This is a genomic window from Pseudomonas sp. TE24901 (assembly GCF_054058375.1).
Map to the genome: position 1 here is coordinate 314,131 of NZ_JBSSAF010000005.1, position 14,230 is coordinate 328,360.

The 14,230-nt window shown below is 60.8% G+C and carries 12 protein-coding genes; 5 read left to right on the plus strand and 7 right to left on the minus strand.

Features of this window, described 5'->3' with window-relative positions:
- Positions 1-241 precede the first annotated feature (241 nt).
- The 3 genes from ACVWVP_RS12520 to ACVWVP_RS12530 all read right to left on the minus strand — a co-directional run bounded on the left by ACVWVP_RS12520 (position 242) and on the right by ACVWVP_RS12530 (position 3,064).
- On the minus strand, positions 242-1,231 hold the full coding sequence (locus ACVWVP_RS12520; RefSeq protein WP_457406202.1) for a hypothetical protein: 990 nt from the start codon (positions 1,229-1,231) through the stop codon (positions 242-244).
- 31 nt (positions 1,232-1,262) lie between these two features.
- A complete protein-coding gene (locus ACVWVP_RS12525; protein WP_457406204.1) occupies positions 1,263-2,018 on the minus strand; it encodes a CDP-diacylglycerol diphosphatase in 756 nt (251 codons plus the stop codon).
- Positions 2,019-2,080: 62 nt separating this feature from the next.
- The gene (locus ACVWVP_RS12530) at positions 2,081-3,064 is read right to left on the minus strand and encodes an aldo/keto reductase (RefSeq protein WP_457406207.1); all 984 of its coding nucleotides are present in this window, start codon (positions 3,062-3,064) and stop codon (positions 2,081-2,083) included.
- A gap of 112 nt (positions 3,065-3,176) precedes the next feature.
- On the opposite strand from ACVWVP_RS12530, the gene ACVWVP_RS12535 reads away from it, so the two are divergent.
- Positions 3,177-4,103 (plus strand): LysR family transcriptional regulator, encoded by a 927-nt coding sequence (locus ACVWVP_RS12535; RefSeq protein ID WP_457406209.1) that lies wholly within the window; start codon positions 3,177-3,179, stop codon positions 4,101-4,103.
- Between the two features lie 139 nt (positions 4,104-4,242).
- Entirely contained in the window at positions 4,243-9,087 is a 4,845-nt protein-coding gene (locus tag ACVWVP_RS12540; RefSeq protein WP_457406212.1) for a glycosyltransferase, read from the plus strand.
- Here ACVWVP_RS12540 and ACVWVP_RS12545 read toward each other — a convergent pair.
- The 3 genes from ACVWVP_RS12545 to ACVWVP_RS12555 all read right to left on the minus strand — a co-directional run bounded on the left by ACVWVP_RS12545 (position 9,033) and on the right by ACVWVP_RS12555 (position 10,003).
- Entirely contained in the window at positions 9,033-9,200 is a 168-nt protein-coding gene (locus tag ACVWVP_RS12545) for a hypothetical protein (protein WP_457406215.1), read from the minus strand. The two genes, ACVWVP_RS12540 and ACVWVP_RS12545, sit on opposite strands and share 55 nt — an antisense overlap.
- 10 nt (positions 9,201-9,210) lie before the next feature.
- Complete coding sequence (locus ACVWVP_RS12550) at positions 9,211-9,387, minus strand: hypothetical protein (protein WP_178921232.1); 177 nt, start codon at positions 9,385-9,387, stop codon at positions 9,211-9,213.
- Between the two features lie 70 nt (positions 9,388-9,457).
- Positions 9,458-10,003, minus strand: a complete 546-nt coding sequence (locus ACVWVP_RS12555) for a hypothetical protein (RefSeq protein WP_178921234.1) — start codon at positions 10,001-10,003, stop codon at positions 9,458-9,460.
- A gap of 405 nt (positions 10,004-10,408) precedes the next feature.
- On the opposite strand from ACVWVP_RS12555, the gene ACVWVP_RS12560 reads away from it, so the two are divergent.
- The 3 genes from ACVWVP_RS12560 (at position 10,409) to ACVWVP_RS12570 (ending at position 13,315) form a co-directional block, all read left to right on the plus strand.
- Entirely contained in the window at positions 10,409-11,818 is a 1,410-nt protein-coding gene (locus ACVWVP_RS12560) for a circularly permuted type 2 ATP-grasp protein (RefSeq protein ID WP_259171347.1), read from the plus strand.
- A gap of 3 nt (positions 11,819-11,821) precedes the next feature.
- The gene (locus ACVWVP_RS12565) at positions 11,822-12,772 is read left to right on the plus strand and encodes an alpha-E domain-containing protein (RefSeq protein ID WP_017253783.1); all 951 of its coding nucleotides are present in this window, start codon (positions 11,822-11,824) and stop codon (positions 12,770-12,772) included.
- Between the two features lie 108 nt (positions 12,773-12,880).
- On the plus strand, positions 12,881-13,315 hold the full coding sequence (locus ACVWVP_RS12570) for a nuclear transport factor 2 family protein (RefSeq protein ID WP_178924893.1): 435 nt from the start codon (positions 12,881-12,883) through the stop codon (positions 13,313-13,315).
- Between the two features lie 117 nt (positions 13,316-13,432).
- On the opposite strand, the gene msrA is transcribed toward ACVWVP_RS12570, so the two are convergent.
- Entirely contained in the window at positions 13,433-14,128 is a 696-nt protein-coding gene (gene msrA / locus ACVWVP_RS12575) for a peptide-methionine (S)-S-oxide reductase MsrA (RefSeq protein WP_457406219.1), read from the minus strand.
- Positions 14,129-14,230: the final 102 nt, after the last annotated feature.

A 14,230-nucleotide genomic window follows, 5' to 3' on the forward strand; every position in this document is an offset into this window, starting at 1 on the left:
CAGGCAAACGGGTGGATGCGGTCAACATAGTTCAAACTGAACAGTCGTTCAATGGCTAAATTTGAGCGGGTGTCGTTTATCGAGCAAAGAGGTCGTGAATGAAAATTTTCAGGTAGGTGAGATTCAAATGTGGGAGCGGGCTTGCTCGCGAATGCGGAGTGTCAGTCACTGAATATGTTGACTGACCCAACGCATTCGCGAGCAAGCCCGCTCCCACAATAGACCCGGTTTTACGGTGAGATCAGCGGGCTTTCAGGCCGATGGTGCCGGCGGACTGGTCGTACAGCACCGCGTTATCGAAATACGTCAGCAAGCCGGCATTGATCCCGTGGAAGTTGTGTTCGCCCTGGGCGGTGATGTAGCGCACATAGCGCCCGCCGCCGTTATCCACTTTGAAGTGCTGGCCCATCTGGCTGCCGTCCCCCAGGGTCAGGCTGAAATGCGCCGGGGTGCCCACCGGCCAGTTGGCTTGCAGTGCATCGGCATAGATATGAAAACCCGCCGCGCCGGTGTCCAGGATGCTGTTGCCGCACACCTGCTGGTGGGTGTCCAGACGCTGTAGGCAACCTTGCACGCCGTGGTCTTTCCAGTAGGCGCTGGCATCCCCGGGTTTCACCGCAAAGCGTTGCAGGCTGAGGGTGCGAAAGCCCTGGGTCTCCGCCGCCGTGGGGTTGAGGATCAACTGCCCGGTGCTCTGCCCGGGCCGAGGCAGTACCACCAACCAGCGGCCGCCCATGGCCACCAGCGGGTTGGTCGCGGGGTTGCGCAACATGCCAACGCCCATGATCGCCTTGAAGCCCTCGCCCCGCTCGGGGTTGCCGCCCATGAGAAAGTCCTTGGCGGACACTTTGGAGGCCGGGCATTTAGGCCGCGCATCGCTGCAACTGATGCTGTCGACCAACTGCATCGGCACGTGTGCCGTGGCAGTGCCCAGGCTGACCGTAGCCAGTGCCAGCTTGCCGTTCAGGCGTACGCCGCTGCCATACTGAATCGCCGCCGGCACGTTCTGCGCCACGGCATCCTGGGGTTTGAGCACGCCGGGCAGTACGCGCAATCCCACCGAGCCGGTGTCGAATTGGGTTTCCACCGGCGTGCCGCCAATCTTCAAGGTGACGCTGTAGCGCAAATCACCATTGGCCATGGTGGCGCTGTGAATCGGGATCACTTCTCGGGTAGCCGCTTGGGCCACACCCACAGACAGGAACAGGCAAGCCAACACAGTCAAGCGCATGGAGGTAGGTCCGAATCAGGTCAAAGGGGGCTTACAACTGGGTCATCAGGTCACAGCGATAATCTTGCAGCTCACCGGCCGAACCCAAATTCAGTTCGGTGAGCGCCAGGTGCGTGCTCAACAGCACAAAGCTGCCGTCGGCGCGGGGCGTCATCAGCAGGCTGTAGTGGCTCATCGAGCTGCCCTGGGCCTCGACGTAATCGTGCAACAGCGCCATCGGGTCGAGCACCTCGGCATCGGCCGCCGACAGCGTACGCGCGCTGTAGGTATGCCCCATCAGCGGCCTCGGCAACACCTGCCACTGCTCATCCAGTGCTTTGCCTTGCTGGCTCAAGGCGACAAACACCTCGGGGCGCAGGCAAGCGATGTGCACGTGCAACTGGTTCTGCGAGCGGCCAAAACGCGAGTTGATCGCCACGGAGACGAAGGCGTCCGGGATTGGCTTTTTCAGGCCGTCGGATAACGCCGCGCGGTGCTTCCAGGCCTGAGTAAAATAATGCGGCAACAGCTGGCGCCCCAGGGCGGGGTCTTCAATGCCGGTGACTTTGTCCACGGGAATCAGCAAGTCATGCAACGGGCCGTTGCGATCCTTGAGCAGCGCATAACCCCGGTCCAGGTCCACCGCCAGGCACGGGTCGGGCTTGTGCTGCTGTTGCTGGTCGGGAACGCATTGCTGGCTGACGATGTGCCACAGGGCATTAGGGTCACCGCGCCATTTCAGGGCGCCTGCCACTAACAGCCCACAGAGCAAACCACCAGTGATCGTGAATAGGGTGCCGCGCTTCATGCAAAAACCTCAACGTACGGGGATGTCATTTTTTGTTGTCGCTGACATCCCTGTCGTAAGGGTTAACGCTTGGCGGGGGCCATAAATTCCGGCCCGATCGGATCTTTTATCGTGCTGGCCAGAATACGGTCGATATGTGTCAGGTCATCGGCGGTCAGGTGCCAGCCAAACGCCTCTTCATAGCCCTTGAGTTGCTCCGGTCGGCGTGCGCCCCAGAGCGCGATGGTCGGCCCTTGATCCAGCACCCAGCGCAACGCCAGCGCCAGTATCGACTTGCCGTGACACTCGCGGGCGTACACCTCCAGCGCGCCGACGGCGGCCAGGTATTGTTCGAAACGCGGCGCCTTGAATTTGGGGTCGATCCTGCGCACATCGTCGCCACCAAAGCTGGTGGCCGAATGCATGCTGCCGGTCAGCAGCCCCCTGCACAGCGAGCCGTAGGCCAATACCACCAGCCCGTGGTTCTTGGCATACGGCAGGATGTCGCTGTCGATGGCGCGCTCGAACAGGTTGTAGGGCGGTTGCACGGTGGCCAGCGCGGTGTAGCGGCTGAAGTCATCCATCTGCGCCGGTGAATAGTTGCTCACCCCCACGGCGAGGATCTTGCCCTCGCGGCGCAGGCGCTCCAGCTCATCGGCGGTTTCTTCCTGGGCCACCAGGGGGTCAGGCCAGTGGATCTGATACAGGTCGATGTAGTCGGTTTCCAGGCGCACCAGAGAGTCTTCGACTTCCTTGCGGATGCGCTGGGCCGTGGCGTTGCGGCGCGTGGTGCCGTCATCCCACTGCAGGCCGGCCTTGGTGGCGATCACCGCCGTGTGGCGCACGCCGCGCAAGGCCTTGCCGATCAGTTCTTCGGACAAGCCGAAGCCATACACCGGCGCCGTGTCGATCAAGTTGATGCCGCTGGCCAGGGCATGGCGAAGGGTCTTGATCGACAGCTCATTGTCCGAGCCACCCCACAGTCGGCCACCCATGGCCCAGGTACCGAGGGCGATCCTTGACACGGCCTTTTCGATACCGGGGATCTTGAGGGTTTCGATACTCATAAAAAATCACGCTGCCCATAGCAATACTTTGAAAAGCAATTACTCTAGGTCATCCCGGGTTGAATAGGGCTCAACGCCGCATACAACCGAATTCTCCTAAAAAAGTCTTGATATGGCCGCTTTTAACCGCTCCGAACTCGCCGATCTCAATGTGTTCATGGCCATCATCCGGCGCCGCAGTTTTCGTCACGCCGCGCACGAACTGGGCGTGACCACCTCGGCGTTGAGCCACACCATGCGCAACCTCGAAACCCGCCTGGGCGTGAAATTGCTCTACCGCAGCAGCCGCGCCGTCGAGCCCACCGACGCCGGTAACCTGCTCGCGGAAAAACTCAGCCAGGGTTTCGCCACGATCCAGGACGGCCTCGATACCTTGGAGCTGTACCGCGAAGCGCCGATCGGCCGCCTGCGCCTGAATGTGCCTCGGGATGCTGCCGTGCTGTTGCTGGCGCCGATCCTCGGCGAATTCACGCAAGCCTACCCGCAACTGCGCCTGGATCTGATCGTGCAGGACCAGATGATCGACATTATCGCCGAGGGCTACGATGCCGGTATCCGTTACGGCGCCACCGTGCCCCAGGACATGGTGGCCGTGCCGTTGACCGGCGAGTTGCGCTGGATCATGGTCGCCTCCCCCGCATACCTTGCCCGTCATGGGGCACCCCGCGAACCCAAAGACCTGCTGCAGCACGCCTGCATCCGCATGTACCTGGGCGACAAGACCACCTACAAATGGGAGCTGGGTAACGGCTCGCGCCAGCAACGCATCGATGTGCCGGGGCATTTCAGCGCGGCGGACACCGAGACCATCGTCAACGCAGCGTTGCAAGGCGTGGGGATTGCCTACTGCCTGTCCAACCGAGTGGACCAGGAACTCAAGGACCGCCGCCTGGTGGAAGTGATGCCCGATTGGGCCTGCCTGGGTGAGCCGTTGTGCATGTACTACACCAGCCGCCGCCAATCGCAGCCGGGGTTGCGGCAGTTGATGGACATGATCCGGATGAAAACCATTGGTTCGCAATTGATCAACGTGCAGTGAGCCGGGGCCGACAGAAACGGCAACGAAACAGACGCCGACAATAGGAATCATCTGAAAGCTTTGTGACACACAGGTTGACTCGCCAGGCCGCCAGCGCCTCGACGACCTACCTGTCAATCACATGAAGAGCCACTTCACGATGATCAATTCCCGCAGTGTGAATACCCTCCACAAAATGCCCGCCGAAACGCTCCAGGTGCAGCCTGCACGGCAGCGACGCGCGGTGGATGCACCTCATCAGTCAGCCTCAACGCTTCTTCCCATTCCCGCCGGTTCGGTCTTTGGACAATGGTGGAGCCAACTGGGACAGGCCTTCGAGTCTCCGGATGTGCAGCAGTGGATACAGGACAAGGGCATCAACCCCGACTCGATAAAAATCAATCCCGCCTCCGGACAAATTGCTTTCACGCTCAAAGCCGAGCGCGGGCAACCCGTCCATACCCTGGGCCTCGATGACCCAGGCTGGGCAGCCGTCAGCGGTCCGATCCTGAATGCGAGCCGAGTCATTGCACCCGGCGGTCCCTCCCCCGCGTTCTCCCCACCGCTGTCAGCGAGGAGCAACACCGCCCCCTTCAAGGTGATGACGCATTTTTACAAGACGTCGCCATTCTTTTCAGCTCAACACAACAGCCGCAGTGAACAACAGCTGGAGGCACACCAGGCGCAATTGGCCGATATCCGCAACCGATACCAGGCTGCCTATGATTTACGGCACTTGGCTGGGTTCGTCAGAGAGGGCACCCGGGATCAGCTGCAAATAGCCCATGAACTGGAGACCCGTGTCGTGTACGTAGACAACGCCGGCACCTACAGGCCGGCTAACGCGGGCGACCACAACAGCGTGAGCCTCAAGCAGTTCATCGAGGACCATGGCTGGAAAATCCCCACCACCCTTGATCAACTGGATAACCTGGTCGACGCTTTGCTGGCCCCTGCCCCCAAGCCCGCCGAGAACGGCAACTACGGCGGTGCGCGGGCCTGGCCCACGCCCCTGGATGCTGTGAGCGAGCAACAGTTGCGCAGCGATCTCCAGCAGGGCAGGCTCGGCGGGATTGACCTGGCCCCGTTCAACAACGTGCTGGACTATTTGCTCAATGGCAGCCCCGTACTGCCTGAGCACATCGCCAATCCCCGCGGCCTGATCGATCGCCTGATCGCGTCGCCCAGAGGGCAGGCACTGGGCCAGGCGATCCAGGCCCAATTCGAGGCCCGCGCGGTCAAAGGCAGTATCAACGACTGGCTGTTGGCGGCCCTGAGCCTGGACCTCTCGGCGTCGGCTGAGGCGGCTCCGGAGGCTACACAACTGCGGATCGCGGGCTACACGTTGTTGTCTGCCAGTAACGCGGGCAAGACCGCTGCAGCGGTTATGCAGGAGTTGACAGCCGCGCTGGCAAAAGCAGGCAAAGGCTTGTCACCTGAACAAGCCGCGATCCAAGCCACCTTGATGCTTGCCAGCCGAGCACCGGAATTTCTGGTCAAGGACCTACCGCAAGACCTGGTGTTGGGCACCCACAGTTGGGTGAGTTTTGCCACCGCGGTTGTCCGTATCGAAGCGAGCGCCCCTGGGGCGACGGCGGCGATGACCTACGCCCAAGTCATGACCCGGGCGAGCATCGCGCCCGTATCCGACGATGAAGCGCGCATCGAGTTTGACGCCCAGAGCGCAGCGCTCAAGGACTGGGCCGTTGCCAACGGCCTGCCCTACCCCGTCACCCACGCTGCAATGACACGTGTACGCGAAGCGTTTGCAGCGCAGGTCAGCCAGCTCGAGAAAGCCTCGCACGCCTCCACGGCGAAGCTGCCGACAGCCAGGGACATGGCACTGGAGCAATTGAAAAAAGCCTTGCCCGACGTGGCCCCAAAGCACTTCGACGAAAAATGCATCCGTGTAGAACCCTCCAACCGCTATTTCCCCGGCCCTTACTCGATCCTGGACTTGTACATCGATGGCCGGGGCCTCCTGAACGCACCGAGCTCCGCGGATAACTGGGGTGAATCGGGCAGAGACGCGCTACGCGCTATCACACTCGGGCTCGTCGATCTGCCGGGTGATGGCAGGCCGGGCACCTGGGTTTCTTCATCGAGTGGATTTGACATCCAAGCGCTCTTGCCAACACTCAAACAGCTGCCGCGCCTGCCCACCGCGTTCGATGAAGCTTTCTCGGCCTATTCCGAGGCGGTCAAGACGGCCACCGCCGCGCACATCAAAAACATGGTGGCGAAACTGCCCTTGGCAGACCGTCAACATTTCGAATTCGGAGAAATCACCCTTGCCAGGGAAACCCATTTCGAATGGGGCGGCGTCCTTGCCAGTGAACGCGACAAAGAAACTGAAGGCCGCCTGCTGATCAAGATCAAACGCGATGGCCAGGTCCACACCTACCAGCTGGACCGCCTGAAAGGCACTATCACCCAACGCCCTGACCTGGGCGACTTCAAAACCGGCGAGCCTTATTACAAAGAGTCGCGCCCCTTCAATGCATACAAGATCGTCACCCCCGAAGGCCAGTACCCCACCGGGCTGGCGGACGAATCCAAGGGCGCAAGCGGTGTCCCCGACAGCTTCGGCAGCGCGAGAACGGCCTACCTTGCGGACGCGGTTCTCCAGGATATGGACTTGCCCGGCTTGAAAAAGGCGGCGCGGGGCCAGACGACCTTCGATACTGAAGTGCCCACCCATGAAAAGGCCGCACAGTTCGGCCTGAACCTCATTCCGTTCAGGTCCGCGATCGTCAATTTCCAGAACGGCAATGTTGCTCAGGGCCTGGGGGATCTGTCGTGGGATGTATTCGGTTTTCTCGTCGGTTTTGGTACAGCGATCAAAGGGGCGAAAGCGGCGGCAACCGGGCTTGGCGCACTGGCCAAGGCCGGCCATGCCCTCAAGATCGTCGGGCGTGCGGCGGTGGGCGCACTGAACCCGGCGGGTGGGCTGGATGACCTGGCGCGTGGAGTGGTCAACGGCACCGCGCGCGTGTTCAAGGCTGGGTACCGGGGGCTGCGGTATCTGAGGACACAGCGCAGCGTCGACCTGCTGGCGTTGGCCAAAAGGCCGGATATCGCCGAAGGCAGCTACAAGGCAATCAATGCCACGGCTGAAAGCAAAGCCTTGGCCACATTCGATGAGGCTACAGGCCAGTGGTATGCCGTTGACCCACATACACGGCAAGCCTACGGCAAACCGCTGGATAACTTCGTCGCAGAGGCGACGACTACCGATGCCTCTGACAGCTTGCGAGCGATCGGCAGCGCGGATGAGACCCTGACTGCCAGCCAACACCATGGCCTGGCGGCCAGTGGTACCTTCAAGGAGGGGCTAGAAACGGTCGAAAGCACGGCCGTGATGTTCCAGGGCAACTGGCATCGGTATGACGCGCTCAAGAAACAGCCTTTCGGCCCGCCCCTGAAAGACTTCACGCCAAGCCGGGTAGCCGCCGGCGGCGAAGTCCGGCCGCTGGACGCAACACTGCGCGGTTATGAAGCCCAGTACATTGCCACGGGCGAACTATCGGCCACCGGTTTGCAAGGCAACGTCTATAAGGGCCGCAGCGGGAAGGAATACGTGAAGGTCGATGGGGTGCTGTATGAGTCCCGGCTCAAGGACGGCCAGCGCATCATCCGGCACCCCAAGGGCACGGGGGCCGATATCCCCATCAGGGATCTGGGTACCTCGGGCTGGGAACCCTCGGCCAGGTCTGCACGGTTACTGGGAGGCGCCAGCGAGTTGACGTCGCCATGGAGGTTGGGGGACAGCACCTACGTGGTGCCAATGGATGACATTAAGGTCGTGGAAAACTCAATCACGCCGTACACGCTCAACTACAAGGGCGTCGACCAGAACGTTGTCTTCGACAGTGCGGCAGGCGCCTGGAAAGAAGCCAGCCTCGCGCCGGGGGCGGATGCGCTCAACCCTGCGTACTTCTGGCGCAGCGCCAAGGGCAAATGGCAGCGAGGCCCCTTCAGCGAGTTCATAAAGGCCAGGAAAGCCCAGACACATCACTATAAGTTTGTTGACGTCACGCCTTCGGCAGCCATAAGCCTGCTAAAGGCGGTGAAACCAGTCCCCAAGAACCTTCACTACTTCTGGGCCGGCCAGGAAATCCCTCCCAAGCTGATGGATAACCTGGTCAACAACGCAAACAAAGCCCCTGGCTATACCTCCATCCTGCACGTGGACGCGGACAGCCCAGCCATTTTCCAGCAGATAAAACAGAAACTGGAAAGCAGGGTTCCAGGTATCCAGGTGAAAAACCTTCACGAGGATGGCGTATTCAAGCAGTTGAAAACCGGCGGCATGTACGACTATTTCCGAGCAGGGCAAGGCAAGAACCTGGCCGCTGCCTCCGACGTTGCGCGGTATCCCATCGCCAATAAATACGGGGGGTTCTATCTCGATACGGATGATGTCATCCAGACAAAGGTCGGGGCGGATGCAGTGAATGCGGGCGCCAATGATGTACTGCTCAACCAGCCGGTGGGCCAGAACCTGACAGGCTACAAACTGTTCTATAACACCAGTAATTTCGGCACGCACGCAGGCAATCCAGTCATTACCGACCTGATCACCGAGATGAAACAGCGCTTCGTTGCCAACAAGCCGTACTTCCAGGCGAACCGGCCGACAATAACCAGAGCCCCAAATGGCCAAGTCCTATATACCCCTGAATTCCAGGCCTATGAACGCAAGGTCTTTGAAACGGTTGGACCGACCCTGTTCAACGACAACCTGAAACTGAAACGACCTGATATGTATGACCTTGGTTTCGATGGCAAAACCAGGGAATACCACGCAGTCAACGGCGGCCTGGTGCCCCATGGACCCAAAGTCAATGTCGAGTACGATATACGTCAATCCTATATCCGAAGCGGTATTGTCCCGCCTGACACCCTGGGCATGCAGCTGGACAAACTGAAGAAACACTACTTCCCGCTTCAGTACAAACTCAACGTCAGGATTGGCGCCGAACACTCCTGGATCGATTCCTGATCCAGGCTGCCGTCCTTAAGCGGCACCTCTGCGTCATCCATCAACGACCCCGGGTCTTCATTGCCGGGGTCGTTGAGTTCTTCTTCCGGCGCGTCTTCCCGTTCTTTTGACATGACCTTCTCCCTAACCCCCTTGGGTATCGATATCGGCATCGGTTTCAGGCTTGGGCTCGCGCTCGGGCTTGAAGTCTGGACTGTAGTCGTTTTCCCGCGCCTTGGGGTCTTTGGCCTTGGGGTCTGCGTTCAGCGCCGGGTCTTTGGGGGCGTCTGCGCCCGTCGCGGGTTGTTTGTGTGTGCTCATGGTTTACCTCTGCATCGTTATTGCCTGCGTAAAGTTAAGGTCACGTTCCCAGCGACGAAGTTCCATTTGTCTAGGAACCGGGGTTGTCTACCTGGATGTAGAACGCGTAGGCCCCCAGCAATAGCCAGAACACCATGAACAGCCATGGCGCACGCATGGAAAACAGCAGCGACTTGCGGTAGCCCTTATGCGACGACTCGGTCTCACAGAACAGCGGCGAATCATCGTAGGCCAGGCCCATCACTGGCTCGCTGCGCAGCAGCTCACTTTGCTTGTAATGCCAGTGGTCGATGATTTCGTACGCCGCGCGGATCCCCGGCCAGGCGTTCAATGAGCTGAGAATGCCGAGCATCACCAGGAACACCGGCACCACCAGGGTGAACAACTTGCCCCACTCCGGGTTGAGGTTGCCCATGCCGGACACGAACGCGATGACCAGGAACGATTGCGCCGTGAGGTAGGCGTCGGTGCGGTTGGCCAGGATGGTGGTTTCGTACTGGATCTCGCGGCGGTAGAAATCCAGGCGATCCTTGGGCGAGCCGAAGATCTTGGCGTTGTGTTCGCTGTGATCGGTCAGCGCCGCCTCCGGCGTATGGGGCGAAATGATTCTGGGCACGGCCATGCTCCACACAGGTTCGAATTCCCTTAGAAGAAACGGGCCCGGGCGAAGTTCAAGTTTGTTCGTGCACCAATCGAGAGCACGGAGTGCACTGTAGTGAGCGAGCTTGCTCGCGCCGGGCTGCGCAGCGCCCCCCATAAAACGGGAGCGCTGCGCACGCCAGCGCGGGACAAGCCCGCTCACTATAAAGAGGTCGGGTGTTTTGAGGGTTTCGGCACAAGCATTGCTTTATCCATTCATCTGCCCGGAAACAGGAGCATTCGTTACCCCCCGACCCAGAGCCCACCCCATAAGAAAGTAAGGACCAGGCCCAGTGGCACCCTCAGCCACGGGCTCATAAAAAATGCGGTTTTTAAAGCGGCAGTGCCACCCGGCAACACTGGGCACTGACAAGGTACTGGAATGGCTCGATCTTTCTTCGACGAAATGAATGACGCGCAAGGCGTATGCCGCGCGCATTATCAGGATTTCTCCCGCTGGCTGGCCAACACGCCGCCGGAACTGCTGGCCCAGAGGCGCCGCGAAGCCGATTTGCTGTTCCATCGGGCCGGGATCACCTTCACCTTGTATGGCGACGAGCAAGACACCGAGCGCCTGATCCCCTTCGACATCATCCCCCGCAGCATCCCCGCCAGTGAATGGGCCGTGATCGAACGTGGCTGCATCCAGCGCGTCAACGCACTGAACATGTTCCTCGCCGACATCTACCACGATCAGCGCATCATCAAGGCCGGGATCATTCCCGCTGACCAGGTGCTGGGCAACGAGGGTTACCAGAAAGCCATGGTGGGCCTGGACCTGCACCGCGACATCTACTCGCATATCTCGGGCGTTGACCTGGTGCGCGACGGCGACGGTACCTACTACGTGCTCGAAGACAACCTGCGCACCCCCAGCGGCGTGAGCTACATGCTCGAAGACCGCAAGATGATGATGCGCCTGTTCCCCGAAGTGTTCGCCAAGCAACGCATCGCGCCGGTGGACCACTACCCCAACCTGCTGCTCAAGACCCTGAAAAGCGCTAGCCGCCTGGACAACCCCAACGTGGTGGTGCTGACGCCTGGGCGCTTCAACAGCGCATTCTTCGAACATGCCTTCCTCGCCCGGGAAATGGGCGTGGAACTGGTGGAAGGCGCCGACCTGTTCGTGCAAGACCTCAAGGTATTCATGCGCACCACCGACGGCCCCAAGGCCGTGGACGTGATCTACCGGCGCATCGACGACGCCTTCCTCGACCCGCTGGCGTTCAACCCGGAGTCGATGCTCGGCGTGCCCGGCCTGGTCGCCGCCTACTGCGCGGGCAATGTGGTGCTGGCCAATGCCATCGGCACCGGCGTGGCCGACGACAAATCGATCTATCCGTATGTGCCGGAAATGATCCGCTTCTACCTGGACGAAGAGCCGGTGCTGCAAAACGTACCGACGTTCCAGTGCCGCAAACCCGATGAACTGTCCCATGTGCTGGCCCACCTGCCGGAACTGGTGGTCAAGGAAACCCAGGGCTCCGGTGGCTACGGCATGCTGGTGGGCCCGGCGTCCACGGCGGCCGAGATCGAGGACTTCCGCCAGCGCATCAAGGCGCGCCCCCACGCGTATATCGCCCAGCCCACCCTGAGCCTGTCCACCTGCCCCACCTTTGTCGAAAACGGCATCGCCCCCCGGCATATCGACCTGCGGCCCTTCGTGCTGTCGGGCAAGGAAACCCGCCTGGTGCCGGGCGGCCTGACCCGCGTGGCGCTGAAGGAAGGCTCGTTGATCGTCAACTCGTCGCAGGGCGGCGGAACCAAGGACACCTGGGTGGTGGAGGGCTGAATCATGTTGAGTAGAACCGCCGCAGATCTGTACTGGATGTCCCGTTACCTGGAGCGTGCCGAGAACCTGGCACGCATGCTCGAAGTCAGTTATTCGCTGTCGCTGATGCCCCAGGCAGGGCGCAGCGATGGCCTGGATGAACTGGCGATGTCGTTGCTCAGCAGCGGCACCCTGGACAGTTACCTGGAACGCCACAAGCAGCTGGACGCCGAACGCATGCTGCACTTCTTCGCCCTCGACGAAGAAAACCCCGCCAGCATCTACAACTGCCTGCGCGCCGCCCGGGGCAACGCCCACGCGGTACGCGGGCGCATCACCGCCGACATGTGGGAAAACCTCAACGCCACCTGGCTGGAAATGCGCAGCATCGCCGCCGGCGGCCTGGCGCGGCATGGCATCAGCCACTTCTGTGACTGGGTCAAGCAGCGCTCGCACCTGTTTCGCGGCGCCACCTCCGGCACCATCATGCGCAATGACGCCTATCGCTTCATTCGCCTGGGCACCTTTGTCGAGCGAGCGGACAACACCCTGCGCCTGCTCGATGCGCGCTACGAGATGTTTGGCGAAGAATCGGAAGAGGTCAGCGACCTGTCGGCACGCGGGTATTACCAGTGGAGCGCGCTGCTGCGGGCGTTATCGTCATTCGAGGCCTACACCGAGCTGTACCCGAATGCGTTGAATGCACGGTCGGTGTCTGAGTTGCTGTTGCTGCGCAGTGACGTGCCACGCTCATTGCACGCCTGCATCGAGGAGTTGAGCCACATCCTCGCCGACTTGCCCGGCAGCTACGGGCGCACCGCCCAACGCCTGGCCGCCGAGTTCGAAGCACGGCTGCGCTACACCGGGATCGACGAAATCCTCGAAGACGGCCTGCACAGCCGCCTCACCGACTTTATCGACACCGTGCGCGAACTGGCCAGGGCCATTCACAGCTCTTACCTGGAAGTGGTGTGAGTGCAATTGGGTCACTTAACTGTCAATTCGGGTGATTGACCCTCCTTTGATACCGCTCTTATGTTGGGCAGGTGCAACGCCTTCCCACCATAAGAACAGGTACAGAGCATGTCCGAACTGACCCTCACCCCCGCTGCCGCCCTCACCTTGCAACGTTGGCACGCCATGCTGGCCGCCCGTGACCTCAAGTCCCTGCCCGAGCTGCTGGCCGCCGACGCGGTGTTTCGCTCGCCCATGGCCCACACGCCCTACCCTGGCGCGCCCGTGGTGTCGATGATCCTCAACACCGTGATCAAGGTGTTCGAAGACTTCACCTACCACCGTGAACTGGCGACCGGCGATGGCCTGAGCGTGGTGCTGGAGTTCAGCGCACGGGTGGGCGACAAGCAGCTCAAGGGCATCGACCTGATCCGTTTCAACGAACAAGGGCAGATCATCGAATTTGAAGTGATGGTCCGTCCGTTGAGCGGGTTGCAGGCTTTAGGAGAGGAAATGGGCCGACGCCTGGCGCCGTACCTGGCCAAGGCTAAATCCCAGGCTTGACACAGGACCACTGTGGGAGCGGGCTTGCTCGCGAAAGCGGTGGGTCAGTCAATTCATATGTATCTGACACATCGCATTCGCGAGCAAGCCCGCTCCCACACAGTGGTTTTGTGGTGGTTATTGGTTTTTTACCAATACCGGCTCGGCGCGGTATTGGTCGGGGAACAGTTTTTTCAGCTGCGCCACCTTTGGCAGGTCATTGATCACGATGTAGGGGTAGGACGGGTTCTCGGTGAGGAAATCCTGGTGATAAGACTCCGCCGGGTAAAACGCCTTGCCCATCTCTACCGTGGTCACGATCGGCTTGTCGAAGGCCTTGGCCGCGTCCAGCTGGGCGATATACGCCTGGGCGACTTTTTGTTGTTCGGCGTTCTGCGCAAAGATTTCCGAACGGTATTGGGTGCCGCTGTCAGGGCCCTGGCGGTTCAGCTCAGTGGGGTTGTGGGCCACCGAGAAGTAGATCTGCAACAACTTGCCGTAGCTGACCTGGCTCGGGTCATAGGTCACCGACACCGATTCGGCATGCCCGGTATCGCCACCGCTGACGGTCTCGTATTGCGCGGTGCTCGCTGCGCCACCGTCGTAGCCGGACACAGCGTTTTTCACGCCCTGCACATGCTGGAACACCCCTTGCACGCCCCAGAAACAGCCACCGGCAAACACGGCGGTTTGCAGGTTGCCGGAGGTGGCGGGCAGGTCCAGGGTGGGGGGTGCGATCATCACCGCGTCTTCAGCACCACCGAAGGAGAACGCCGAGCTTTGGCCGACAAAAGCCGCGAAAGCGAGTACCGGTAAAAACTTGAGTAGTTTCATCACTATCACTCCAGAACACGGTCGACTGTGGGAGCTGGCTTGCCTGCGATGGTGGTGCATCAGTGCCAGATGAAGTGGCTGGCCCGGCGCTATCGCAGGCAA